At 55.9% G+C, this 25,420-nt stretch carries 24 protein-coding genes and 2 pseudogenes; 11 read left to right on the top strand and 15 right to left on the bottom strand.

The annotated features are described in order from the left end of the window. Window positions 1-35: 35 nt before the first annotated feature. Window positions 36-638 (bottom strand): paraquat-inducible protein A, encoded by a 603-nt coding sequence (locus tag ACTG1P_RS02405; RefSeq protein ID WP_005333132.1) that lies wholly within the window; start codon window positions 636-638, stop codon window positions 36-38. After that, window positions 622-1,248, bottom strand: a complete 627-nt coding sequence (locus tag ACTG1P_RS02410) for a paraquat-inducible protein A (RefSeq protein WP_069526833.1) — start codon at window positions 1,246-1,248, stop codon at window positions 622-624. The genes ACTG1P_RS02405 and ACTG1P_RS02410 overlap by 17 nt, the downstream gene beginning before the upstream one ends. 147 nt (window positions 1,249-1,395) lie before the next feature. Between ACTG1P_RS02410 and prpB the strand changes: the two genes are divergently transcribed. Genes prpB through ACTG1P_RS02425 form a run of 3 tightly spaced genes read left to right on the top strand, consistent with a single transcriptional unit; the run spans window position 1,396 to window position 4,877 of the window. Further along, window positions 1,396-2,283 carry a methylisocitrate lyase gene (prpB, locus tag ACTG1P_RS02415; protein ID WP_440000391.1) on the top strand — a complete coding sequence of 296 codons (888 nt, stop codon included), beginning with the start codon at window positions 1,396-1,398 and terminating at the stop codon, window positions 2,281-2,283. Between the two features lie 10 nt (window positions 2,284-2,293). Continuing rightward, window positions 2,294-3,421 carry a bifunctional 2-methylcitrate synthase/citrate synthase gene (gene prpC / locus ACTG1P_RS02420; protein ID WP_440000392.1) on the top strand — a complete coding sequence of 376 codons (1,128 nt, stop codon included), beginning with the start codon at window positions 2,294-2,296 and terminating at the stop codon, window positions 3,419-3,421. Window positions 3,422-3,431: 10 nt separating this feature from the next. Next, entirely contained in the window at window positions 3,432-4,877 is a 1,446-nt protein-coding gene (locus ACTG1P_RS02425; protein WP_440000393.1) for a bifunctional 2-methylcitrate dehydratase/aconitate hydratase, read from the top strand. An 86-nt stretch (window positions 4,878-4,963) separates the two neighbouring features. On the opposite strand, the gene ACTG1P_RS02430 is transcribed toward ACTG1P_RS02425, so the two are convergent. Next, window positions 4,964-5,692, bottom strand: coding sequence for an FFLEELY motif protein (locus tag ACTG1P_RS02430; RefSeq protein WP_440000394.1), 729 nt, complete (start codon window positions 5,690-5,692; stop codon window positions 4,964-4,966). Window positions 5,693-5,951: 259 nt separating this feature from the next. Here ACTG1P_RS02430 and ACTG1P_RS02435 point away from each other — a divergent pair, with 259 nt between their 5' ends. Both ACTG1P_RS02435 and ACTG1P_RS02440 read left to right on the top strand, forming a co-directional pair. After that, entirely contained in the window at window positions 5,952-6,284 is a 333-nt protein-coding gene (locus ACTG1P_RS02435) for a polyhydroxyalkanoic acid system family protein (protein ID WP_440000395.1), read from the top strand. 255 nt (window positions 6,285-6,539) lie between these two features. Further along, window positions 6,540-7,970: a wax ester/triacylglycerol synthase family O-acyltransferase gene (locus tag ACTG1P_RS02440; protein WP_440000396.1), complete on the top strand. Its 1,431-nt coding sequence runs from the start codon at window positions 6,540-6,542 to the stop codon at window positions 7,968-7,970. A 104-nt stretch (window positions 7,971-8,074) separates the two neighbouring features. On the opposite strand, the gene ACTG1P_RS02445 is transcribed toward ACTG1P_RS02440, so the two are convergent. The 4 genes from ACTG1P_RS02445 to ACTG1P_RS02460 all read right to left on the bottom strand — a co-directional run bounded on the left by ACTG1P_RS02445 (window position 8,075) and on the right by ACTG1P_RS02460 (window position 11,386). Further along, entirely contained in the window at window positions 8,075-8,863 is a 789-nt protein-coding gene (locus ACTG1P_RS02445) for a hypothetical protein (protein WP_440000397.1), read from the bottom strand. Between the two features lie 25 nt (window positions 8,864-8,888). Continuing rightward, window positions 8,889-9,530 carry a TetR/AcrR family transcriptional regulator gene (locus tag ACTG1P_RS02450; protein ID WP_440000398.1) on the bottom strand — a complete coding sequence of 214 codons (642 nt, stop codon included), beginning with the start codon at window positions 9,528-9,530 and terminating at the stop codon, window positions 8,889-8,891. 1 nt (window position 9,531) lies between these two features. After that, window positions 9,532-10,719, bottom strand: a complete 1,188-nt coding sequence (locus tag ACTG1P_RS02455; RefSeq protein ID WP_440000399.1) for a patatin-like phospholipase family protein — start codon at window positions 10,717-10,719, stop codon at window positions 9,532-9,534. Window positions 10,720-10,813: 94 nt separating this feature from the next. Beyond that, a complete protein-coding gene (locus tag ACTG1P_RS02460) occupies window positions 10,814-11,386 on the bottom strand; it encodes a phasin family protein (protein ID WP_440000400.1) in 573 nt (190 codons plus the stop codon). Between the two features lie 248 nt (window positions 11,387-11,634). Between ACTG1P_RS02460 and ACTG1P_RS02465 the strand changes: the two are divergent. Further along, window positions 11,635-13,607: pseudogene (locus ACTG1P_RS02465) on the top strand (SDR family oxidoreductase). 90 nt (window positions 13,608-13,697) lie between these two features. On the opposite strand, the gene ACTG1P_RS02470 reads toward ACTG1P_RS02465, so the two are convergent. Further along, entirely contained in the window at window positions 13,698-14,573 is an 876-nt protein-coding gene (locus ACTG1P_RS02470; protein WP_440000401.1) for an esterase/lipase family protein, read from the bottom strand. 170 nt (window positions 14,574-14,743) lie between these two features. Between ACTG1P_RS02470 and ACTG1P_RS02475 the strand changes: the two genes are divergently transcribed. The 5 genes from ACTG1P_RS02475 (at window position 14,744) to ACTG1P_RS02495 (ending at window position 18,981) form a co-directional block, all read left to right on the top strand. Continuing rightward, complete coding sequence (locus ACTG1P_RS02475; RefSeq protein WP_319888846.1) at window positions 14,744-15,046, top strand: YebG family protein; 303 nt, start codon at window positions 14,744-14,746, stop codon at window positions 15,044-15,046. A 380-nt stretch (window positions 15,047-15,426) separates the two neighbouring features. Beyond that, on the top strand, window positions 15,427-16,704 hold the full coding sequence (locus tag ACTG1P_RS02480; RefSeq protein WP_440002274.1) for a tyrosine-type recombinase/integrase: 1,278 nt from the start codon (window positions 15,427-15,429) through the stop codon (window positions 16,702-16,704). Window positions 16,705-17,078: 374 nt separating this feature from the next. Further along, window positions 17,079-17,480 (top strand): hypothetical protein, encoded by a 402-nt coding sequence (locus ACTG1P_RS02485; protein WP_440000402.1) that lies wholly within the window; start codon window positions 17,079-17,081, stop codon window positions 17,478-17,480. Window positions 17,481-18,221: 741 nt separating this feature from the next. Next, window positions 18,222-18,485, top strand: a complete 264-nt coding sequence (locus tag ACTG1P_RS02490) for a hypothetical protein (protein ID WP_440000403.1) — start codon at window positions 18,222-18,224, stop codon at window positions 18,483-18,485. Between the two features lie 145 nt (window positions 18,486-18,630). Beyond that, window positions 18,631-18,981 carry a DUF3653 domain-containing protein gene (locus tag ACTG1P_RS02495; RefSeq protein WP_429073095.1) on the top strand — a complete coding sequence of 117 codons (351 nt, stop codon included), beginning with the start codon at window positions 18,631-18,633 and terminating at the stop codon, window positions 18,979-18,981. A gap of 664 nt (window positions 18,982-19,645) precedes the next feature. On the opposite strand, the gene ACTG1P_RS02500 is transcribed toward ACTG1P_RS02495, so the two are convergent. The 7 genes and pseudogenes from ACTG1P_RS02500 to ACTG1P_RS02530 form a co-directional block, all read right to left on the bottom strand. Continuing rightward, window positions 19,646-20,848 (bottom strand): zonular occludens toxin family protein, encoded by a 1,203-nt coding sequence (locus ACTG1P_RS02500; protein WP_440000404.1) that lies wholly within the window; start codon window positions 20,846-20,848, stop codon window positions 19,646-19,648. Beyond that, on the bottom strand, window positions 20,849-21,163 hold the full coding sequence (locus ACTG1P_RS02505; protein WP_440000405.1) for a DUF2523 family protein: 315 nt from the start codon (window positions 21,161-21,163) through the stop codon (window positions 20,849-20,851). Window positions 21,164-21,167: 4 nt separating this feature from the next. Further along, window positions 21,168-22,658, bottom strand: coding sequence for a hypothetical protein (locus ACTG1P_RS02510; RefSeq protein ID WP_440000406.1), 1,491 nt, complete (start codon window positions 22,656-22,658; stop codon window positions 21,168-21,170). A 40-nt stretch (window positions 22,659-22,698) separates the two neighbouring features. Continuing rightward, window positions 22,699-22,923, bottom strand: a complete 225-nt coding sequence (locus tag ACTG1P_RS02515) for a hypothetical protein (protein ID WP_042062383.1) — start codon at window positions 22,921-22,923, stop codon at window positions 22,699-22,701. A gap of 300 nt (window positions 22,924-23,223) precedes the next feature. Further along, window positions 23,224-23,544: pseudogene (locus ACTG1P_RS02520) on the bottom strand (hypothetical protein). Window positions 23,545-23,578: 34 nt separating this feature from the next. Then, complete coding sequence (locus ACTG1P_RS02525; RefSeq protein WP_440000407.1) at window positions 23,579-25,114, bottom strand: replication initiation factor domain-containing protein; 1,536 nt, start codon at window positions 25,112-25,114, stop codon at window positions 23,579-23,581. Then, entirely contained in the window at window positions 25,101-25,352 is a 252-nt protein-coding gene (locus ACTG1P_RS02530) for a hypothetical protein (protein WP_113739537.1), read from the bottom strand. Before ACTG1P_RS02530 ends, ACTG1P_RS02525 begins: the two co-directional genes overlap by 14 nt. Between the last annotated feature and the right edge of the window lie 68 nt (window positions 25,353-25,420).

Genomic DNA, 25,420 nt, shown 5'->3' on the forward strand with positions numbered 1-25,420 from the left:
ATTAAACAGCACATCAGACAAAAACAGAGAAATCATCAACGGGCCGCCTTGTCCCACAGTAAACGGGTATCGAGCATGCGGGCCGACATCATGGTCAGCACTACCACACCGGCAAAGGCGGTGGCCCCCGGGCCAGCGCGGACACTCAGCAACACACCCCGATCGACCAGCGCCACCATCAGCGAAATCACGAACAAGTCCAGCATCGACCAGCGACCGATAAAATCGATCACCCGATACATCACCAGCTGGCGCTTGCGCCGCACCGGCTTGGCCCGCTGCAACTGCCAGCAGATCCAGCCCAGCCCCAATATCTTGCCCACGGGTACCAGTATGCTGGCGGTGAGAACTATGGTGGCAATCCCGCTCATTTTGCTGCGATAGAGCATCATGATACCGCTGAAGATGGTATCTGACTGCAGCAACCCCTTGTTGTAGAAATGGGTTATGGGCAACAGATTGGCAGGCAGCAACATGAAGGTGGCGAGCGCCAGCAAGCCCCACGACCAGGCGAGGGAACGGGGAATGCGCACCTGCAATTTGCTGCTGCAACGGGGGCAGACTGCCCCGGCTTGATAGCGCACCAGCAAACCACAGGTATGGCAGCGGCAGAGTCCCATCTCACGGGCGCTGGTCATGTTCCGGCTCCTTTAACGGGATCCGCGCCCAGTAGGGGGCGGGGTCAAACAGGATCAGCAGGGTCATGTTGAGCAGCATCAAAATACCGAGGCTGAGCAACCCGCCACCGAGGCGCACATCGGCGATGTCGATCAGTTTGAACAGGGCAACCAGCAGGCTGACGATATAGACCTCCAGCATGGCCCAGTGGCGAAACACCTCGACCAGCTTCAAGGTGACGGGAAGAATGTGCCAACGTTTGGCCAGACCCGAAGCCAGCACAAAGATCCCCGCCAATAATCCTACCGGTGCCAGTACGGCGCACCAAAGCACCAAAGAGGCCACCCAAAACTCACTTTCGCCAAACAGCACCAGGATACCGCGCAGCAGGTCGGCGTCGGTGTTGACCCCAGCCAGCCGCAGATAGATCAGCGGTTCAAAAAAGGCGGAGGGTAGCAGCAGAAATCCGGTGATGGTAAGGGCCATCAACTGGGAGGGACGAAAGGCATAACGGCCATAGAGATGTTGGTGACAACGCGGGCAGTGGGCATGGCGACGCAGCGGCAGTGCTTTGCGCTGGATCAGCAAGTCGCACGCCGGACAGACAATTACGGAACCGGGCTCCATCATACAATTCAACCTGTTGAAGGAATTGGTGAAATTTACCCTAAAACCGGTTTCCTGTCTTGCCTGCAGCCGGAATGTTACGAAAGTATAATTGACGTTAACGTAAACGTGATATTAGATAGCCAGACTAGACAGGTGAAAGGAGTCATGATGTCCAGTTTGTCCCCCTCGGCAGGCCTGCGCTTTCGCACCGCTCTTGCCAATGAACATCCCCTGCAGATCGTCGGCACCATCAATGCCTACATGGCGCTGATGGCCGAACGCAGCGGCTTTCAAGCTCTTTATCTCTCCGGCGCCGGAGTAGCCAATGCCTCCTATGGCTTGCCGGATCTCGGTATGACCTCCCTCAACGACGTGCTGATCGATGCCGAACGGATCACAGCGGCGACCCGTGTGCCGCTGCTGGTTGATATCGACACCGGCTGGGGCGGGGCATTCAATATCGCCCGCACCATTCGCGCGTTCGAGCGGGCCGGGGTTGCCGCCGTCCATATCGAAGATCAGGTGGCTCAGAAGCGTTGTGGTCATCGCCCCAACAAGACGGTGGTCACGCTTGAGGAGATGTGCGATCGCATCAAGGCAGCGGTGGATGCCCGCGAGAATAGCGAGTTCGTCATCATGGCCCGCACCGATGCACTGGCGGTGGAGGGGATGGAGTCTGCTCTTGAACGCACCGCTGCCTATGTGGCCGCCGGGGCCGACATGATCTTCGCCGAGGCGGTGACCGAGCTTGCCCAGTACGACCAGTTCAAGCAGGCGGCCAAAGTGCCGATCCTCGCCAACATGACCGAGTTCGGCAAAACCGCGCTGTTTGACAAAGAGCAACTGGCCGCCCACGGGGTCGACATGGTGCTCTACCCGTTAAGCGCCAACCGGGCCGCCAATCAGGCCGCCCTCAACGTCTATCAACATATTCGCCAGGATGGCCATCAAAGGGCCGTCGTGGAGACCATGCAGACCCGGGAGTCGCTCTACGACTTCCTCGGATATCACCACTACGAGCAGACACTGGATCGTCTGTTTACAGCCAAGGAATAGGAGGCAGCTTATGGGACAGCAAAAACCGTTGGGCGGGGCCGGTCTGCGCGGCCAAAGCGCAGGGGAGACCAGCATCTGCACCGTGGGCAAGAGCGGCACAGGTCTTACCTATCGCGGCTATGACATCAAGGAGCTGGCCGACAGCGCCCAGTTCGAGGAGGTCGCCTATCTGCTGCTCAAGGGTGAGTTGCCCGGTGAGCAGCAGCTTGACACCTACAAGCGCGAGCTGCGCCGCCTGCGCACCTTGCCCCAGCCGCTGCTGGAGGTACTGGAGCGCATTCCCGCCGATGCTCATCCCATGGATGTGCTGCGCACCGGCTGTTCCATGCTCGGCGATCTGGAACCGGAAGATGGTTTCGAGCATGAGCATGAAGTGGCGGATCGGCTGCTGGCCGCCTTTCCGGGCATTCTGATCTACTGGTACAAGTTCAGCCATGAAGGTATTCGTATCGCCCTCGACAGCGACGAGGAGTGTATCGGTGGCCACTTTCTGGCGCTGCTGCACCAGAAGGCACCGAGCGAGCTGGAGCGGCGGGTGATGCATGTCTCCCTTATCCTCTACGCCGAGCATGAGTTCAACGCCTCTACCTTTGCTGCGCGGGTTTGCGCCTCGACGCTCTCTGACATGTTCTCCTGTATCACCGCCGCCATCGGCACCCTGCGTGGCCCGCTCCACGGCGGCGCCAACGAGGCGGCCATGGCGATGATCGAACACTGGCAGGATGAAGCGCAGGCAAGGCGCGAACTGCTGGCCAAGCTGGCGGCCAAGGAGAAGATCATGGGCTTTGGCCACGCCATCTACCGCACTTCTGATCCGCGCAACGTCATCATCAAGGAGTGGTCGGCCAAGCTCGCCGAGGCGGTAGGGGATGATCGCCTCTACCGCGTCTCTTGCGAGGCGGAGAAGGTGATGTGGGAAGAGAAAGAGCTCTTTCCCAACGCAGACTTCTTCCACGCCAGCGCCTATCACTACATGGGGATCCCAACCAAGCTGTTCACCCCCATCTTCGTCTGCTCGCGGGTCACCGGCTGGTGCGCCCACGTGATGGAGCAGCGCGAGCACAACCGGATCATCCGCCCGAGCGCCGATTATGTCGGCCCGGCCCCCCGTCACTTTGTCTCTCTACAACAACGATAAGGAAGTCACGATGTCCGCCAACGTCGACGTCAACCACAGACCAGACCCCGATCAGGTGCTGGTCGATATTGCCGATTATGTCTGCAACCACCCCATTAACAGCCAGGCGGCCCTCGACACCGCCCGCTACTGCCTGATGGACACGCTAGGCTGTGGCCTCTTGGCCCTGCGCTTCCCCGAGTGTACCAAGCACCTTGGCCCCATAGTCCCCGGCACCCTCGTACCACACGGCGCTCGCGTGCCCGGTACCCAGCTCTGCCTCGATCCGGTCAAGGCAGCCTGGGATATCGGCGCCATCATCCGCTGGCTCGATTACAACGACACCTGGCTGGCGGCCGAGTGGGGTCACCCCTCCGACAATCTGGGCGGCATTCTGGCCACCGCCGACTGGCTCTCCCGTACCCGCGTCGCCGAGGGCAAGGCGCCGCTCACCATGAGCGATGTGCTGATTGCCATGGTCAAAGCCCACGAAATTCAGGGGGGGCTGGCGCTGGAGAACTCCTTCAATCGGGTCGGTCTCGATCACGTGGTACTGGTCAAGGTTGCCAGTACCGCCGTGGTGACTCATATGCTTGGCGGCACCCGTGATCAGGTGATCGATGCGATCTCCCAGGCCTGGGTCGATGGCCAGAGCCTGCGAACCTACCGTCATGCCCCCAATGCTGGGTCGCGCAAGAGCTGGGCAGCGGGGGATGCTACCTCTCGCGCAGTGCGCCTCGCCCTTATCACCATGAGCGGCGAGATGGGCTATCCCGGCGTACTGAGCGCCCCCAAGTGGGGGTTCTACGATGTACTGTTCAAGGGCAACCAGTTCGCCCTGCATCAGGGGTACGGCAGTTATGTGATGGAAAACGTGCTGTTCAAGATCTCCTATCCCGCCGAGTTCCACGCCCAGACCGCAGTGGAGTGCGCCATGAAGCTACACGGTCAGGTGAAGGGACGGCTGGAGGAGATCGATCGCATCGAGCTCACCACCCATGAGTCGGCCATTCGCATCATCAGCAAGGTCGGCGCCCTCAACAACCCGGCCGATCGGGATCACTGCCTGCAGTACATGGTGGCAGTGCCGCTCATCTTCGGTCGCCTGATCGCCGAGGATTACGAAGATGACGTGGCTGCCGATCCCCGCATCGATGGCCTGCGCAGCAAGATGGTGGTGCAGGAGGATAAACGCTACAGCCGTGAATATCTGGAGGCAGACAAGCGCTCCATTGCCAACGCCATCCAGATCTTCTTCAAGGACGGCACTCACACCGCCAAGGTGGAGGTGGAGTACCCGGTCGGCCATCGTCGCCGCCGGGAGGAGGGGATCCCGCTGCTGGTGGAGAAATTCCAGCACAATCTGGCCACCCGCTTCCCGACGAAACGAGTCAGCGACATCCTTGCCCTCTGTCAGGACGGGCCGCGGCTTGCCGCCACCCCGGTACACGCCTTTATGGATCTGCTGGTGATCTGACCGATATCTACTGGCAAACAGCGATAAACGAAAAGCGGGCCCATCGGCCCGCTTTGTTATTCTGGCGGCCTATCCCTCGATAAGCCTTACCCCAGCGCACTGCTGCCGCCGCTAAAGAGCGCCCTCATGATCGCCGTCTCGCGACTGGCGATGGTCTCGAGAAACTCGTTGGCACGCCCCATCTGGTGACACACCTGATACCCACGCTCGACAAAGGAGAAGAGCTCGCCAAGCCCCGCCAGATGGGCGGGCCCTGACACCAGCTTGAGGGTCGCCCCCAGCAGCGGCTTTCTCGCCAGTCTGTCCAGCGTCATGCCAAGCTCACTCACCAATGCAATTTGATGTTCACGGCGTGCCTGTTCACCTACGGCACGGTAGGCGATGGTGTAGTGGTCCGGCGTGATGGGATCAATGCCATCAATGCGCCGCAGCGCCACCACCATCAGGTAGTCCAGCTCTTCGGAGAGAGCGTCGAGCTCGATCGCCTGCGCCAGCACCTTGAGGCCGGACTCCGGCAACAGCCGCTCGGCGGTCGGCATCACCCGCATCACGTCCGCATCGCGGCGGGCGCAATCCCCGGGGCCATAGAGATCGGTCAGGAAAAACTCGGCGGCAGGGCCATAGCGGTCACTCTCCAGCAGATCACGATGGGTTCGCCCCAACCGGTCGGCCTGCCACTGGCGTAGCCGATCCCGATCCTGCTGATCCGCCGGGTGAGCACGCATCTGCTCGCGCAAGGCTGCAACCCGCTTGAGCTGGCAGTAGAGCCGACCCAGGGTGCTATCGTCGTCATGGGCATGTTCTTGATGGGTCATCTACCGCTCTCTGGCCTTGGGCCCATTGATGGGGATTGAGTGATTCGAAGATACAAGTGAATGAAAAACAAGCAGCTTTTGCTTAAGGTTCTGTGCCAAGTGTAGCGCGCACAGGGGAGGGAATAAATGCCATGCCCCGCTGATGGCCTGCATCCCGCTCGACTCTGTTAAGTGAGTCCCATTTATGTGAACGGCCCTTTCACTTGTTGTGAACATGTGTTTAATATCAATAAATATCTTCTGACCCAGAGTAACAACCATGTTCTTCAACTCGCTCGCTGGCAACAGCGCACTCTCTATCATTCAGATCAGCCGGCAGCATCCGTTGGGACTGGCCGCGGCCCGCCTCGCGGCCGAAGCCATTGCTGCGGACATGAGCGAGAGCTATCAACTCGATTGCGAATGGGCAGATGAAGAGGAGACAGAGCTTCGCTTTCGCGGCTCAGGGGTACATGGCACTCTCACCCTGGACGATGAAAACCTGGAACTGGAAGTACATCTTGGCTTGATGCTGTTGCCGGTACGCAGCGTACTGGAGCAAGAGATCCTCGATTATGTCGATAATCGCTTACCTTGCCCCAAACATGTTTGAAACATATCGTGGCACAGGAATTAAATAAATCAGCGGTGAAGGATGACTGTTGGAAATAAGTTGGCAAGCCATATCGTCTGCCGAATTAATTATCCGGCGAGGTCTCTACTCTATTTTTTAAGTGATCTTTCATCTTTGTTTCATATTTCGGGTCGGCACTCATTCATGTCATCTTGATTGCATCACGCCTTCATCAGGCTATGAGGGCAGGAGTAACTTGCCGCCTCGGTAAATTCATTTTGTAGGGAAACAACCATGCCACTGAGTGAATTTATCTCCTGCGTCGATACCGCCTGGTTACGCATGGACAGACCCAACAACCTGATGCAGATCATCGGCGTCCTGATGTTTGAAGGGGAGCTTGATGAAACGCGTTTGCGGGCCGGATTACGCCACACCATTTCGGTGCAACCTCGCTTCCACCAGCGGGCCGTGTTGGAAGGGGGCTCCTACTACTGGCGCCATGACCCCGATTTCGATCTCGATCAGCACCTCAAGCGAGTGATCCTGCCGGGTAACGCAGGCAAACTAGAGCTGGAGAAGCTGATGGCCGATCTCGCCTCGACACCGCTCAACCACCAGCGCCCCCTGTGGGATATGCACCTGACCGACACTTCGCTGGGTGGTCAAGCGCTGGTGGTGCGCATTCACCACGCCATGGGCGACGGCTTCTCGCTGGTGCGGGCCATGCTGACCATGATGGATAACACCCCGGAAGGGGCGCCGCGACCACCGTCACCGGAGCCACTGGATGACAGCGATGACGAGGATGAAGAGGATTGCCACCAGGGAAGCCGTCTGGTGCGGGCCGGTCTCAAGCTGACCGGGAACCTCTGGTCCAAATATGTCGAAGTGGTTACCCATCCCACCAAGGCGGTGGATTACCTCAAGACCGGACGGGATGTGGCGAGCGAGCTGTGTAATATCGCTACCCTCAGTGATGATTCCCCCTGCCGCCTGCGAGGCAAGACCACCAGCACCAAGCGGGTGGCTTGGTCGGAGCAAATTGATCTGCCGGATATCAAGGCGGTGGGCAAGGTACTGGGCTGCTCGGTCAACGATCTGCTGATCGCCGCCACCGCCGGGGCGTTTCGCCACTACCTGCAGGAGAGTGGGGATAACGCCAACAAGGTCAAGATCCGCGCCCTGGTACCAGTCAATATGCGTGCGCCGGATGATGAGGGGGCGCTTGGCAACCGCTTCGGGCTGGTGGCCCTGGACTTGCCACTGGATGTTGAACACCCGTTGCAGCGGCTCTATACCGTGCGTGACCGGATGCAGGCGCTGCGCACCTCGCTGCAACCCGTGGTGGTGCTCAACCTGTTACATGCCCTTGGCATGGCCCCCAATGCGGTGCAACAGCAGGCCGTCGAGCTGCTCACGGCCAAGGCCAGTGCAGTGATCACCAACGTGCCCGGCCCGCAGCAGACCCTCTATCTGGCTGGAGCAAAATTGCGTCAGCCGCTGTTCTGGGTGCCGCAATCGGGGGATATCGGCGTCGGCGTCTCCATCCTCTCTTACGATCACAAGGTGCAGCTGGGCCTTATCACCGACAAGAAGCTGGTACCGGATCCGGATCGGGTGGTAGAGCGGTTTGCGGTGGAGTTCGAGCAACTGTTGTTGATGGTGCTGATGGAGCCGGAGCTGTTGTACGACCCCAGCGGACTGGATGCGCTGCTCGGTTGAGCTTGCCGGTGACGGCGTTTCCAACCGCTCAGCAACCATCATAAAAGAGGCCAACCCGCTGGTTGGCCTCTTGTTTTGCTACCTATTAATGGCAGTCGTAGCGGTTAATCCTCCAGCTCTTCGCGCGCAGCCTCCACGTCGAGGCGCTCCATGGCATCCACAGGTTCGCACTCGGCTGCTTCGGCATAGAGGGCTTCGGCCGCTTTCAGGCGGCTCTTGCCGTGCAGCATCACCTGAGCGTTGGCGTACTCCATGCGGGCGATAGCCGATTCGGGGATCAGCGCCAGCGCCTCCTTGAAGTGACGCTCGGACTCCTCCTTCTTGGCGCCATAGGTGAGGCCGCCGATCATGGCACCCAGCTTGTCGACGATCTCGGCATGCCAGGCGCCAAAGGCGATATGGGCCTCAGCGTGATCTGGCGCCAGCTCCAGCGCCTTCTCCAGGCTTGCCTTGATCTTGTCGCCAATTCCTTGCGAGAGGGCCTTGGAGATGGAAATGACCTGACTGTAGCGCCCGAGTGCCAGCGCGTGGAAATACCAGGCGTTGGCGTTCTTGGGTTGGCGCTTTTGCAGCTTCTCGGCATGGCTGGCCGCCCGCTCGAAGGCGGCGCGCTTGGCATACTTGTCCTCCAGCAGATAGCTGGCGTGGATCACCAACGCCTTGTTCGCCACATTGAGGCCCGCCTCACCGGCCGCTTCGCCAAGGGCAACAGCTCGGGCAAAATCCCCGGCATGATAGGCCCGCCAGGCATCCTGTACCTGCTCATCCTCGGGCCAGGGTTCGGCATCCCCCTGATGGAGACGATCCCAGTTGTCCGCCAGCTTCTGGCCAGCATAGTCATAGGCCGCATCCGCGTAGGGGAAGGGGACAAATTCGAGTTGTGAGGTGGTCATGCTTGTTCTCCCTGTAGCATGTGAATCAAACCTGGTCGGTGTAGTGGTGGGCGAGGGCGCCCAGATGAGCGCGGGCATCGGCCCGCAGATAGGGGGCGACCAGCTGCATCACCTGAAAGACGCCGAGGGCAATATCGGCGTCCGCCTTGGGGTGCAGTGCCCGCTGATAAGAGATCCAGTATGTGCCCACCAGCGCCACATTGGCCGCCAGCGTGCGCATCTGTTGCGCCGTGCCCTCCATCAGCCCGACCGTTTGCAGATGGTTGCAAATGGCGATGGCGGTCTGCTCCTTGCGGCGCAGCAGGGCGGAAAAGCGCTGTTCCACCTGATGATAACCACTCATCAGGGTCGCGATATCGTAGTAGAGGAAACGGTACTGCCAGATGGCTTCAAACATCAGGTGGAGAAAGAGCCAGATATCTTCTGGCTCATCGGACGGGGTGCTGACCGCCTCCAGCAGGCGATCCATCTGCTGTGCAAATTCGCAGAACAGGGCGTTGACGATCTCCTCCTTGTTGTGGAAGTGGTAGTAGAGATTGCCCTGGCTGATCTCCATCTCGGCCGCAATGGCCGAGGTGGTGACGCCGGGTTCCCCTTGGCGATTGAAGCAGGCGAGGGCAGTGGTCAGGATCCGCTCCCGGGTACGACGTTTGGGTTTGCGATCCATGCTACTCCTTTGGTGATGAACGGCGCACGCCGTGGCGATAGCGTTTGGCAAGCCAGTGCTGCAACTGCTCCAGCGACTTGTCTAGCGCATCGACCGAGCCACTGCCGGGGGCCAGCAGGGTGCGATGTTCATCTGCCAACGCGGCCAGATTGAGCTCCAGGCCATGCTTGGCCAGCACCGGCGCCAGCTCGTCACGGCGTTGCCAGAGATCGCGGCGGGTATGCTGGTAAGCGTGCTCGCAGAGGCGACGACGATCCCGATAGCTGAACACATTGGTAAAGAACATCTCGCCATCGGCAGAGGAGGGCTCAAACAGCAGGGCGTCGGCGTCGGGATATTGATGTTTGTAACGATCCATCCCCACATGCATGCGGGAGTGGATAATGGCGCGAAAAGTCTGGGCCAGCACTACGGGCAGACCGCTATCCACCAGATTGGTCGGCGCGCCGGCGGCCATGTCCGCATCATAGGGCACCAGCGGATTGATGCAGAACACCAGATCCGCCCCCTCTTGCAGCGCCACCGAGGCGTGCAGGGTCTTGATCAGCGCCCCGTCCACATAGTAACGGCCATTGATCAGCGAGGGGGGAAAGAGGCCGGGCAGGGCGGCCGAAGCCTGTACCGCTGCCGAGATGGGCACGTCATCGAGCCCCGGGCTACCGAAGGCGACCGGATGACCGGTATCGAGTTCGGTGGCCACCACAAACAGCCGGCTGCGCAGCTGGCGAAAATCGTTGCTGCGGCCGGGGCGCGAGAAAAACTGGGTCAGGGTGCGATCCACCCCGCGGTTGTCAAACAGTCCGGTCGGAATGGCCTTGGAAAGTCCCTGCAGCGACTCAAACAGGCTGCGCTTCCAGGGGGCTGCCAGATAGTAGGTCAGACTCTGCCACGCCAGCGGCGGGATCGAGGTCAGGCGCTCGGCGTATTCCCGAAAGGCGGGGCGCAGCAAGGTCGCCGGGTCAAACATCTCCCCCACATCATCGCTGAGCAGGATCCGCACCAGCTTCGCCGGCGAGATACCGTTGGCCAGTGCCGATGCCACCACGGCCCCCGAGCTCACGCCAACATAGATGTCGGCATGGTCGAGACGCAGACCGCTGATGCTGTCGGAGAGCGCCGCACAGGCACCGATCTCGTAGATGCCGCCGAGCGGCCCGCCGCCGGCAAGGGCAATTGCGATGGTACTCATAGCGTCGCCTCCCTATCCATGACAGTCTCCATGACAAGACCGGCCCAGCGAAGGGCATGGGCCGGTATCAATCACCTGCCGTCACCACGAGGGATCAGGGCAGGACGCTCTCTGCTTTAGCCTTCACCTCTTTCACCGCATCTTCAGCGGCGGAGAGGAGATCGGCGGCCTGCTCAACCACGGCCTCTTTAGCCTTGGCGACCGGAGCCTTCTTTACCGGAGGCTTGCGGGCAGCGGGCTTTTTGGCGGCAGCCGGTTTGGCTTCAGTAGTAGGAGCCTCCTCTTCCTGCGCATCCAGCAGCTGTTGCACCACTTCGGTCAGCTCGGCCATGCGCTTGGAGAGCTTGTCGATATCCTTGCGGGTCGGAATGCCGAGGCTGGCCACAGCGCGGGCCACGCGATCTTCGAACACCTGCTCCAGACGGCCCCAGGTATTGGCGGTCTTGTCGGTCACAGCGGCAATCTTCTCATCTGCGCTCTGACGGGTTTTGGCCTGCAATGCTTCCCCTTCCTGCACCAAGGCTTCAAAGATCTTGCCGCCCTCTTCCTGCGCCTTGGCATAGGCGCCCAGACCGGCCAACCAGATCTGCTGGGTGGACTCTTTGATGGTGGAGGTGAGTTGGTTGTCGGTCACTGACCCTGCCAGCGCTTTCAATTTCTTAGCCATGATCTTCTCCTTGAATAACGACAGTTAAATGTAATGGCGACAACGAAACTACAATCGGGTTGTGGCATTACTGATTTTTCAACTTCAGTCTAGGGAGAAAAAATAGAGGGTTCTACCTAATAACGGAACAGGCACACCACCGAAATTAGGGTTTGCTCACGAACCGACAATCAAATTGCGGTTTCCCATATGAATCGTGATATATCTAACAACCTAGTAACACCCTAATCAGTAGCAGGATTCTCTTTATGAACTATTTCATTACTGGCGGTAGTGGTTTTATCGGGCGTCGATTGATCAAAAAGTTATTCCAACAGCATCCCGACTGTACCGTCTATTTTCTGATGCGCGCCTCTCATCAGGAGAAATTGTCAGAGTTGTTCTCATTCTGGAATGTGGATGAATCGCGCGCAGTCCCGGTTTTTGGCGACATGACGCAACTGCTGCTGGGGGTATCGGTCGAGATGCAGGAGCAGTTGATCGGCAAGATCGACCACTTCTTCCATCTGGCGGCCATCTATGATCTCAACGCCAAGGCAGGGATCCAGCAGCAGGTCAACACCGAAGGGACCCGTCAAGCCGTTCAACTTGCCGAGCGGCTGGGGGCAGGGCAGTTCCATCACTGCAGCTCCATCGCTGCAGCGGGCCTGTTTGACGGTCTGTTTCGCGAGGACATGTTCGATGAGGCCGAACACCTCGACATGCCTTACTTCCAGACCAAGCACGAAGCGGAAGGGATTGTGCGAAACGAGTGCACCATTCCGTGGCGAGTCTATCGACCGGGGATCGTCGTCGGTGACTCCAATACCGGCGAGATGGACAAGATCGACGGCCCTTACTACTTCTTCAAGACCATCCAGAAGCTGCGCCGTCTGCTGCCGCCCTGGATGCCAGCCATCGGGGTTGAGGGCGGGCGCATCAATATCGTGCCGGTCAACTTCGTGGTCGATGCCATGGTGCATATCGCCCATCAGGAGGGAGAGGAGAACAAGACCTTCCACCTGACCGACCCCAACCCGATGCGGGTCGGCGACATGCTGAGCACCTTCTCCCGCGCCGCCCATGCGCCGGAGCCTGCGATCCGCATCAACGCCTCTCTCTTTAATTTCATTCCCCGCCACCTGACCGCCATGCTGATGACCATGGCGCCAGTGCGCCGCATCCGCGATGCCGCCATCGCCGATCTGGGTCTACCCAAGGATGTGTTCCGCCTTATCAGTTACCCCACCCGTTTCGACAGTCGCGAAACTCAGCGGGTACTGAAAGGGACAGGCATCGAAGTACCGCCGCTGCACAGCTACGCCTGGCGGTTGTGGGATTACTGGGAGCGTCACCTCGACCCGGAGCTCTTCATCGATCGCTCCCTGCGTGGTCGGGTCGAGGGCAAGGTGGTGCTGGTGACCGGGGCCACCTCCGGCATTGGCCGTGCAACCGCACGCAAGCTGGCGGGGGCGGGGGCCAACGTCGTTACCATCGCCCGCGACGAGCAGAAGATTGCCGAGACTAAAGCTGAGTTTGCCGAGCTGGGGCTGACCATCGAGATCTATCAGGGGGATCTCTCCAATCTGGCGCAGGCCGAGGAGATCACCGCTCGCATCGTGGCCGATCACGGCGGCGTCGATATTCTGGTCAACAATGCCGGCCGCTCCATCCGCCGCTCCATCGAGGACTCTTTCGATCGCTTCCACGATCTGGAGCGCACCATGCAGCTCAACTACTTCGGCGCACTCAAGGTGATCATGGGGGTACTGCCCACCATGATTGAGAAGAAAAAGGGCACATCATCAACATCTCCTCCATCGGGGTGTTGACCAATGCACCGCGCTTCTCCGCCTATGTTGCCTCCAAGTCGGCCCTTGATGCCTGGGTGCGTACCGCCGCCTCCGAGTTTGCCGATAAAGGGGTGAGCTTCTCCATCATCAATATGCCGCTGGTGAAAACGCCGATGGTCGCGCCGACCAAGGTCTATGAGCAGGTGCCGATGATGACGCCGGAAGAGGCGGCCGATCTGGTGTGCGATACCATCATCAACAAGCATGTGCGACTGGCCACACGCCTCGGGGTGTTTGGTCAGGTGGTGCATGCCCTGGCACCGCGCGTCGCCCAGGTCATCATGAACACCAGCTTCCGCACCTTTGCCGATCCCAAGGATGGCGACAAGTCCAAGGCGACCGCCGATCAGGTTGCCGTCTCGACCCTGATCAAGGGTATCCACTTCTAACCAGGTGATGGGATAAAGAGATCAACAGGGGCCTGAGCAATCAGGCCCCTGTTTTATTTGGAATAACAGTTGAAGGATGAATAAGGAGGGTCAGACTCGGGACAGCAGATCAAGCAGCAGATCTGTCGTGCGACGGGAGTAGAGCAGAGAGAGATGGCCAATGGCGGGCAACTCGATATCTTCCATTCCCGCCAATCGTTGCCGCTCCTGCGGCATCACCACATTGTCGTGACTGGTGCGCACCGAGATGCCGGGTACGCAGAGAGGAACCGAGGCGAAACGCTGCAACCAGCCGGAACCGGGCTCCATCTCGCGGGCATTGGCCCCAAGCCCAAGAGCGGCAAGCTGACTGCCCTGATGGGGGGTGGCCAGGGTGATCAGGCGCTCTACCTTGTCACCACCATGGATAGCCAGATAGTCGCGGCAAACCAGTCCGCCCATGCTGTGACCGACCAGCACCAGCTTGTCAGCCCCGGTCTGCGCCAGCACATCGTCAATCCGGGTGGCCAGCAGCGGCACCATCTCATCAATATGACCAAATGGAGGCATCAGGGTAATGGTGGCAACTACATGGCCTGCGGCCTCCAATCGGGCGCGCTGGGTGCGCCAGATCCCGCGACTGCAACCGTAACCATGTACCAGCAATACGGGGCGCTGGCATGGCCGCAGCCGATCGGGTGCCATCAGCAAAGGCTCAAACGGCAGCAACAAGGTGAAAGTGTAGAGGTAGGCCAGCATCTCCTGAGCCATCATCTTCACCCTGCGCCAGGGGCCGATAGCCGGGGAGGGGTAGAAACGGGTAAAGAGCCAGCTGCCGAGCACAACCAGACAACGCAACCCAAGCAGGGAAAACACCACAAACAGCAGGGTCAGCAACCAGGGGAGTCCCACGACCAAGTGGGCGATACTCCCGAGGAGCAGCACCTCTACCATCAGCAGGATAAACAGATGTCGTACGATCGTCATAAGGCCATGATCCGACCAGTCAGGCGTGGAAGTCAAATGGCACTTTGAGACAGCTTGATCCAGCGCGGTTTTTGTCGCTAAACCCCGGCGAACTCTTTTCCGGTGAGGTTATTTGCAATACTGTATATCCATACATATACTCTATCCATCATCACCAAGAGGAGGCCATCATGGCTGTCGAGATCAAATATGTGGTTGTTCGTGGGGGAGTGGAAAAAATGACCTTTGCCAGCAAAAAAGAGGCCGATGCCTATGACAAGCTGCTGGATACGGCCGACGAGTTGATGACCCTGTTGGCTGGCGCCCCGATCGAGCTGGCGCCAGAGCAGCAAGAGAGCCTGGCATTCTACCTAGCAGAGCAGCGCGATGTGCTGCAAACCCTGCTGCGCGGCGGCAAGGTTCAGGCTGGCACGAAAGAGGAAGAGGCTCCAGCAGCCAAGCACAAGGAGAAGCCACTCAAGCAGGTGGCCTGATTGACCAAGCCTGCTATTTCTCGGGATAAACAGCTCTAACCATTCACTTTATTTGCATTTAAAACCACTTTTACGGCTATTTGCCCAGAGAATTTTTTAACCATGCTGCATATCCCATGCATAACTGAATAGCGTGCACCACTGAGCGACATCAGCCAGATCTATGAGGAAATAATGAGCAAACAGTGGAGAGAACGTTATCCAGATCGCTCCCGGTGACCTTAATCAGCAACAACAAGAGGCAGTACCAATCCCAATAGAAGCCGCATTCATGTATCACGAGCCCTTTTCTATCAACTCGGCTCACAGGCTCATATCGATTCATCTCAGCATCAACAAGCAACACCATGACTCAACAACCATTATCCTTGCCGCCAGCCATGCCGCTGTTTGACAGCCTTATCTATCTGGAAGCTGGCAATTCTCAGGTCAATCAGTACCTTGCCAACCTCAGCCTCAATGATGTGCCCGATGCCGGGCTGGTTTACGAACTGGCGGTCGATTGGCTGCTGGAGCAGCGCAACAGCGAAAACAACTACAAAACCTATCGCAGCGAACTGACCACTTTTTTGCACTGGTGCTTTCGAGAGGCTGCCATCAGCCCGAAAGATCTCACTCGCCGCATCATGATCCGCTATCTCGACTACTGTCAGTCTCCCCCTGACGAGTTGATCGCCTATCGCAACGTGGCGCAATTTGTCCTCGACAAGGAGTGGGGAGAGCGGTTGCCCAATCCGCAATGGCGACCGTTTTTGGGCAAGCGGGAACTGGGCCGCACCTTGCCCTACCGTCTTAGCGAGCAGGCGATGAAGACCAAGCTCGCCATCCTGTCGGCTTTCTTCCAGTTCCTGATCCAGGAGGAGTACATGGACAGGAATCCCGCTCTGCTACTGCAGCGGGTCAAACGGCCGCAACAGCAGGAGGCCGATGATCAGGTGCAAGCCTTCAGCGAGTTGCAGTGGTCATACGTGATGCAGGCCGCAGATACCCTTGCCAACGACCATCCGGAGCAGCACGAGCGCAGCCGTTTTCTCACCATTCTGATGTACGCCTGCTATCTGCGGATCTCTGAGGTGGCGGCCCGGCCGGGCTTTACCCCTGTGATGGGGCAGTTCAGACGGGATCGCAAAACCGGCGTCTGGGGCTACTTTATTCCGCAAAGCAAAGGGGGCAAACGGCGTACCGTAGCGGTATCCCAAGCGCTGTTGGCGGCACTCGAACGCTACCGCCGTTTCCTCGGTCTCTCTCCCTTGCCGAGACCGGATGAACAGACGCCACTGTTCGTTCGTCATAAAGCGGCAGCCCACGGCCGCGAGCAGGGGGAACTCAACGCCAATCTCGGTATTCGCCAGTTACGGGATTTGATCATGGTGATCATCGGTAAAGGCGCAGAATTGGCAGAGCAGGATGGATTTGTCCAGGATGCGGCCGAAATGCGGCAACTCTCTCCCCATGCGATCCGCCACACCGGGATCACCCATGACATCAACCTGCATGGTCGACCGCTTTCCCACGTACAAGCCGATGCAGGACATGACAGCATCGACACCACTTCGAAATACCTGCACACCAGCAACAGTGAACGACATGAGAGCGCCCAGCAAAAGCCGCTGGACCGACTGAACCAACATGTGAGAGATAACACTCACAAGGACTAACGAACAACGTGACATGATTCCTGATTTTTATTGACTGCTCTTAGAACACAGATTGGCTTGTTTGGGATGTCATAGAAGTTGGTGCGGCGATGTTGTACTTCTCTGGATGGCAATCGGTTCAGGGAATATTTTTGGCTCACATGGATGATTAAGAACAGGCACCTTCTCATCTGCGGCATAGATATTTATCGCGTAACAGAGAAGCAAAAAACGAAATTGCTTGCTGAAACACCGAGACCACCTGATGCCGAAAGCTAAGTAACATGCCGGAAGCAATCATATTCGGTTTGAACAGCGCCTTGTTATCACACTTGCATATCCAGTCATCATTGGTGATATTGATATCAATATTAACGAGCTACCAAGGAGCGTGTATGCAAGTGGCAGTGGTGGAAAAGACCTTCAGGATCGTTGGCAAAGGGTCGCTCATGGCCCAGTTCACCTTTATCTCTTCAGGCACACTGCATATCTGGTTTCCGGATGTGGGCCTGCAGATGGAGGCCCACTGCAAAGAGTTGCGTATCGAAGATTGCACCATTATCTATACCAATGGCCTCCATCATGGCCAGCCCAGAGCACTCTGGTCCTTAACCCTCCATCCCGATGATATGAACGAGCTCAAACACATATTGCAGCAGTTCAACAGCAACCTCTACTTGACCTGCCAGCCACCCACATTGGCCATCACCAAGCGTGCCTTGAACAGAATTGACCCAACTTCCAAAAAGAAATGCAAAATACTCTTCAAGCCGCAATCATACCAGCCACAACTATAAACCGTGACGATTAAGGGGAGGGGAGTCTATCGCGATAATTGGCATTTTTATGGCTGTTTTACAAGAAGGAGTATCAATATTTCCAGAGCGAGACCTCTCAAGTAGGGGACAGATATATCTAAGAATATTCACGGTTATGACGTTGGTTATAATGGTGCAAATCAAACTTAACGTTCCATTGGTGAGGGGTATCCAGCGCGACGTACTAATTTAATAGTGGACTCTTGTCTCAAAATGGGACATTTCGGTGATGTGGGGCAGGGCGGTTGACTGTGTTATTTTGTTGTCGCTGCAAGAGCATCTGCATGGGGAGTCAAACAGATACCTCCCTTCTGCTTTGGGCAGTCAGATCGTTGGAGGTCTGTGTGTCGCCTCGATCCTGATCGATTTCCGAACCTTTAAGTCAAGGAAAAGGTACGGTCTACTGCTTTCAACAATCCTTGTTATCTCTCACAATGATGCCGATAAATCCAGTTATCGGCATTACACACCAGGGGCCATCTCGGTCCCTTTTTATCATTTGGCGACCACTTAAAGTGCTTTTAAATCAGCTTATTACTGAATGACTCATGTAATGAGGGAAGAAGAGCGGCTCATCTTCGCAATTCTCACCTCTGCTGTGGCAAAGTCTGCCCGCCAACCTGGCATGGTTAAACCTCAACCAGCTAGGCCCATGTTCATTTTTCAAAAGGTAATACACATGACTACTGATTACACCCATCAAGACTCTAAGCGACGTTTTTGTTTCCAGAATCGCTTGGGGTCAACCGTTTCAAGCTTGTTGAGCAGCGTGCAGACCATGTGCATGTTTTCACGTTCACACTGCGAGACGAACAGCCAGGCTCTGAGCTCAATCAGGCTTTGCACAAAGCCATTCGTGACAAGGGCATTGTGCAGTTAATCGTGACCCGCGATGGTTCAGTCATTCGTGATTTGAATGTTGTTGTGAGTGAATCAGCGACTGAAAAACCCAATGACTACCGCCTGAGCGTTGCGAAAGCCTGAAGATCAACCATCAAGGGGCCTCTGGCCCCTTTGTTCTATCTACAGGCATAACTGCGCATAATGCGACGTTTTGTTAAATGCCCGTCCGAAACCCGCCGATAAGCCACCCCATGCAATTTTGCTGGTTTATCAGGTATTTACTTGGATGGAACGAGAGTTGACCAAAAACTTCATTTTTCGTTGGTTTGAATGCGGTTTATCAGTTGAAGAGACGGCCAATCTTTGTTTTGTTTCTGTGAGGCAGGTCACATATTGGGACAAGGGCAAAGAGATCCCACCTGCCTATAAACGGCTGATGCGTATGGCTTCAGGCAGAGAGTTACCTACTATCTGGAAGCACTGGGAAGGCTGGAGAATGGCGAATGACTGCCTAATCTCGCCCACTGGAGTAAGGTTCGACAGGCGAAGGATTGAGGCGCTAGCTATCATCCAGGTGGAGAGATCGGAACGACAGATGGCCGCATTCTATTGGAGGAAAAAACTTGGCGTGATGTGATGTTTGGGGGCGGAGGCCCCCATTTTGTTGGGTTGATAGAAAAGTCATATGTCGGCGCGTTGCGCCGCAAAAGCTGGAGGCTGCGCCCCCCGCGCTTTAGTAAGAACGCCCCTGCTCTAAACACTCGCCCGAGTGGGCCTAAGCCAAGAGGTTGCCCGTATGGCCCCACCATCGAGTGATCAAGGGCAGAACGGGAAGGGGCGAGGGTAGACGGTAGGGGTAGAGGGAAGGGATAGTATTCCCCCCGTATTACTACACGGGGGGGGAGCCGAACCGGAAAACCCGTGGCCCCAAAGACAAAGACGGCGAAAGACCTTGAGAGCGGCTTGTCTGCGACAGGAGGACGATGCAGGCACCACCCGCGCCCTATAGCCTACAGGGTTTCGTCCTCGCTGCGCTCCTTCCTCAACCCTTACGACTGGTCGCTCTGACTGGGGCATTAAAGACTGGTTTGGCAGGGAAGGGGGAGGAGGGTCATTCTCGGGAAAGTTCAGAGCCGCCTATCGGCGGGAGCCGCGCTTGGAGACATGATCTCTCGGGGTAAGTGCGAGGGTTGCGCTTCTATGGCTGCGCCATGAAAGACAAACACCCCGCCAGCCCTGTAAAAATGCGGCATCCACAACCGTATTTAACATAAATAACCGCGTAACGCAGTTACCGTTATTTATGTCCGGTCATCACTTGGTTTGTTTTTGGTCTCACCGCCCGCAAAGAGGGCTGCATTATACTTGCGGCGCAAGGCATCCCCCTCTGGGTCACAGTAAACATCAACAGGCTTGCCCTGATACTTCACAACGGCATGGCAGGCGCTCATAGCGTCCACACTGGCCAACTGATCCGGCCAATCGTCACTGTAGACGGGCTGCACATCGTCACCCTTGCGCAGGGCAAAGCAATACTCAACCCGATATGATCCCCGTTCATCCTTTATCAGCTGGTGACAGCTGATGATCAGCTTGTGCCCCGCAAACGGCCCTACAGAAAGAACCCCGCCACCAGACGCAGCAGGAGCGCCGCTAGCACGTACCCCAGAACCGGACGTATCACCCACCTCCCCAGCAGCCGGAACAGCGGCAGGAGAGGGCGCAGGGGCTTCAACAGGCTTATCAAGAAACTCAGGCTTAATGAAACCAAAGAAGATACAGAACCCCATAAGCGCCAGAAAAAAAAGTATTTTAGGATCTCGAAACATCGAGCTACCCGCGATTGTATCCGAGACTTTACCTGTTGTAGTTGAGTCATAGAGCTTGAAAACATATTTCGGCACCTTGTTGAATGGCTTGGCTTGCAATACATCGGACATGGACGACCCACTATTATCAGCCAGATGTAAAACCGTCTTATAACGCCCACCAATGCCCAACAGGCCCATATTGGTATGGCGAATTGCGGTTTCAGCAGCAGCCCGAATAACAGCGTGAACCTTTTTGATGTTCGGGGTTGTAAATACGAAGTCCCAGTTGTGGTGACGGTGCATATCAAAAGCCACGTCTATTGTTTCCGGTCGGCCATCTTCTTTAGCCACATCCGGCCCGCCTGGATAATCGAGGCGGTCTAAATCACTCTGGCGCCAGGAAGGCGGAAAGATCCGCTGTACCTCATCAACCAGGAAGAAAGCGCCTTTGGGAGCCCAATGATAGAAGCGAGCGAAATGATCCCGCCCGTCCTGGGATTCGGTTTCGATATACGTTACCTGGAAGCTCTCAGGAACAGCCTTGCCCAGTACCTCCCGGCAACGCTCGGCGGTGAAGCCCCGAACGTTGGTGATGATGTGGCGGCCTGCCTTGATGGCGGGCAGCACATCGGTATGAATGGCCCCTGACGACTTGTAAGAGCCTGGGGCGCCGTGGTGGATCTTGATGGACATTTACCACCCCATCATGTTGAGCATGAAGCGGGTGACAAATGCCTGGGAAAGTATCGCCAGACCTTTATCAAAATGCAGGTACAGCAATATCCCCCGAACACTGGGCGGCAATGAATTGAAGGACGAGGACAGTAATTCACTGAAATGGATGTTCAATAGCACTTCCCTGGCAACGTCCCAGGTAAACGTCAGCAGGAACAATTTAAACTCGACCCATTGCACAGCCATTCGCACGGCAAACCAAGCGGCAAACTGTACCGCCAGTTGGTATATATCGCTAAAGAACGAATTAAAAAACTCACCAAGCCATTCCATGCCATCACCTCTTAAAGATAATCATCAGAGCCACAAAGTAGAAAATAAACAGCATCAACGCCGCCAGGGTTTTCCAGTAATCACCAGATGGCGGACAGACGGTGTATTCCTTTCCCTGGTGCGTGAATAGATCCAAACACTCCATCGGGTCAGCAGAGCCAGTGAGGTTAAAGGAAAACACCTGTTTCACATCCTCGGTGATGGAAGTGTATTTATCAGCCAGGGATTTGTTTGTTTCGGCCAACTTTTTTTCCATACCAGGAACATCAAAGAAACAGTTATCCCCTGAACAGGCAGATTTATAATCAGCATCACCGACAGAAAGAGGGTTGGAAGATGATCCAGGCATCTTAGAATAATCAACGCCAGAACCTTCACCGCTACCGTCACCACTGCCATTACCGTTACCGTTGCCAGCCTTCTCGGCCATAATCTCAAGAGCAGTGCGCATATCTTGCAAAACATAAGTCTGTTGCTCAGATTGGTTTGCAGTCGTTGCGGCACTTTCAACAACAGATGCGATATCCGAGTTACTCCAATTAGAAGAACCACCACCAGAACCAGAACCACCACCCAGGGAACGCTCGATATTCTCAAGCGAGGTTTTCATATCCTTGGCAAAATAAGAGGTTGCCTTAGTATTTCCAGAAATGTCGTCAAGCTTATTATTGAGACCGTTTGTGTTTCCCTGAATACTGGACATCATATTTAAAGAGGCCCCCATCATTGAGGAAATACCAGCAACGTCAGACGCAACAGAAGAAGGAACGCCACCAGAAGAACCAGAGCCAATATTGGCTAACTTAGCATCTATGGATTGCAAATAATCCCTTGTGGTACTAAGTGCAGCAGCCAAACCGCCGAGATTCCCATTAACCTGATACAATTCGCTAGATGATTGCTTTATATGATAAAGCGCATCTTTCATATCACGAGAAAATGACTCTGCATTATGAGCGATAGAATTGAGATTGGCTGTATCTGACTTATTGCTTTCCACAACTTGACCCAGAGCAACACCCAAGTTTTTATTCAGCTTGGCAACAGCACCCGAAACAGATGTTCCGGTGGCGTCACCAATAACAGGCTCAAAATTAAGCCAGCCATCTATCGGTTTAGTTCCGGAAGAGCCTTCACCTGGCGTATTACCACTGCCATCTGAATCGCCGTTACCACTGCCATTATCTGACAACTTACACGCCACCCCAGTGGTTTCTACTGGCCCCTTGGTGTTATTCAAAGGCAACTCGACACAAACACCCTTGCAATCAACCTGACAACCCCCGAGATCCGAACCTTCAAATTTAAGACAGACAGGTAAGGGCGTTGCAATCGTCACACTACCCAATTGAACACCAACAGGACAGCCCGCAATAGCAAATGCCAACGATGGGAAGAATAATAAAAGCCAACCTATGCGCACACAGCCCCCAATATAAAAAAAGGCGACCGAAGCCGCCTTAGATTGAAAAGGATGTTCGCCATCCCTCGACAAAGAACAAAAACCAGAGCGTCCCGATAAGCAGGGACATGGCTTAGGCTTTGCGAATAAGGCCGATCAGGATACCGACCCCAACAACGGCAGCAACAACCAGCATCACCTTGGGAGAGGTGGCATTAACGTCCGCCAGCGCGGTATCGAGCGCAGAGCCAGCAGCGGCAGCAGAACCACCTTCGGCAGCATTGGCGACACCCATAGCAGAGACAGAAGCCACAGCAGCGATACAACCGTTACGGAACAAGCCTGAAAGTTTTTCCATTTTTATTTATCCTCGTTTTGCACCAACAATAACACGGGCAACAGCGCCCAATTTAAGACCGACAACCCAGATGGCTAATCCAAAGCCAAAGGCGGCGGTTACGGTGGATATATCGAACTGAAACCAACTCGATATATCCGTTAACCTGGAATGCTCCTGGACAGTCAGCAGCACATATTTACAAGAATCCCCCTCGGATAAACGGGCATAACCCTCGGAGGTAATATCTAAACAAAGCATTATCGCGCCCTCGTCGTCGCTCGCTGCGCGCTCTCGCTCCTCCTCCTCGTTGCGCGGCGGTTATACCGGCTTTTTGGTAGGCTGGAAACCAACAACCACATTGCGGGTCGGATTCTGAGGATCGGCTTCCAGGACAAGATCAATGGCAACCAACTTGGGACAGTCGGCCATTTCTTTGATAGTCGCCGCATCATTACGAAGGGCCAGTTGGCGAACTTCATAACCCCATGAGTGGATATTTCACTCGGGTTTGTTGACGTTATTTGCCGGAGCCAGATATTCCACTTGCGCGAAATCATAAGGGACAGGAGCGCCAGATTTACGGGACACACCATAACCATGAGTAACACGAGTTACCAAAACACCAGTGAGCAGGGACATAATATTTACCTCGTTGAAGAACCTGATTTATAGGTCAAACTAAACAATGCTCACCCGATATAAACTCGGGTGGTAGCGGCATTCTTAACCGCGCCGGAATATCATCTTCCTTAAGATGCGCTGTTAATTGGTGAACAATCGTTGCAGGGGAAAGCCCTTCAACACTTGCTAACCAATTAACAAGGCGGCCCGCCATCCGAGACATATGGAAAACAGCATTGTCCCGACTGGTCTTGAACTTGTTTTTAAAGGTGGTCACACGTACCGGAACAGACTCCGATTGCTTCACTTCATCCAACCATTTTGCAAACTGGGGATACATCCCAGCGAAATAAGGGTCGGGATTAATCAATACATCGAGCGGGATTATCCGGTCTTTATTGTGTAACTCGCCTTCGGCGCGTACCCAATTTGGGTTCTCTTCCGATTGCATTTGTTTGCCCTTCTCATATATACGGGCGCATTTACCATTAATCCGGCTACCCACATAAAAAGAGCAACCCTTGGTTGGCACCATGCCGAACCGCTTAGCGATGCCCTTGGCAATCTCGGATATAACGAACTCACCGGATTCAATTTTCATCCACGCAGGAGCACGGCCCCGCTCAGGATGAAAACCACCGGATTCAGCCGCTTCAATAGCACCCTGATAACTGATCACTTCGCCTGTGTAGTCATCGAGCGCCAAATCCACCCGAGTAATACGGACAGAGGGCATGTTAGAGATAACAGAGTGAAGCGCCTGCATATCGAGGGCGGCACAGCCCACACCGGAAAAACTCACCATGCAACCGTGGTTGGCAGCACCCCAACCAATCAGGCCACAGGGGAGACCATCACACAGCAGGTCGGCAGAGTTGGCGTAACCATGCAGACCGGAGCGGCGAGGGCGCATAGTGAAACGAGGCTCAGGGATAGGCACCCCGATCTTGGTGTTCAGCTCTTCAAGCCACAGCTCAAGCTCAGAGCAGCACAGGGCATCGAGAAATTGCACCCCGTAGCAGTCAATCAAATCGTTGTAGGCTTCCCAATACTTGGCACCCTCAACCACTTCGAACTGAGAGAACTTAAGCAGGGAGGCACAAACCGCCTTTAGCTCTTTACGAATGTCAGCACGGGCCTTGTAATTGGAATGCAACGCCCGCTCCATCATTTCGGTCATGGACAGGGTAACGACAGGGGTAGGGGACTTTGGCACACCCTGAAGGCTCAACCGCTCGGTGGTCTTGTCATAACCGACAGTCGGAGCAGGGGAGACCCCCAGCCGTTCGGCCTTGTCAAACAGACGGTCAGTCACCTTGTCAAAGTGGGCGAGGGGAGCGAAACCGACCGGACGCTTCCACAGGTAACGCAGACCCTCGACAGGAGGCTCAGAAATGGCCGCTTGCAGGGCCTTTACCTTGGTGTCAAAGCGCGGGATAGCCTTCAAGAGCGCACCTTGCTTGGCAAGCTCTTTCATCTGGATCAACTCGACAGGTGCCCAAGTGAAAGACAGATAGTCGATCAGGGTTTTGGTGCCGATAACGCTATTTATCGGCATCATGGCGTTAACGGGGTTATGACCAGTCATCAAAAAAGACTCCCTGATCATAAAAACCCTGCCAAGTGTCCTCGGTCACTTCGACCAGCTCGAACACGGTATCGGGGTACGTCATCGACAGATAGACCCGCAGCTCATGCAGATCACGGAACATCTCGACCTGACCAGCCACACAAGCGGAATAATCGCCGGTTGGCTCTGCCTGCCAATAGACCTTGCGCTCTATGAGAGCAGGCGAATCAAGGTTTTGTTGGCTAAAGTAGGTCATGAGTTAATCACTTGGCTTAGTAGACAAGTGCATTTGATCAATTCGCCAAGCAAATTACAACGGGCCTT

Origin of the sequence: Aeromonas sp. 11P, assembly GCF_051920165.1 — a bacterium.
Taxonomy (GTDB): Bacteria; Pseudomonadota; Gammaproteobacteria; order Enterobacterales; family Aeromonadaceae; genus Aeromonas; species Aeromonas veronii.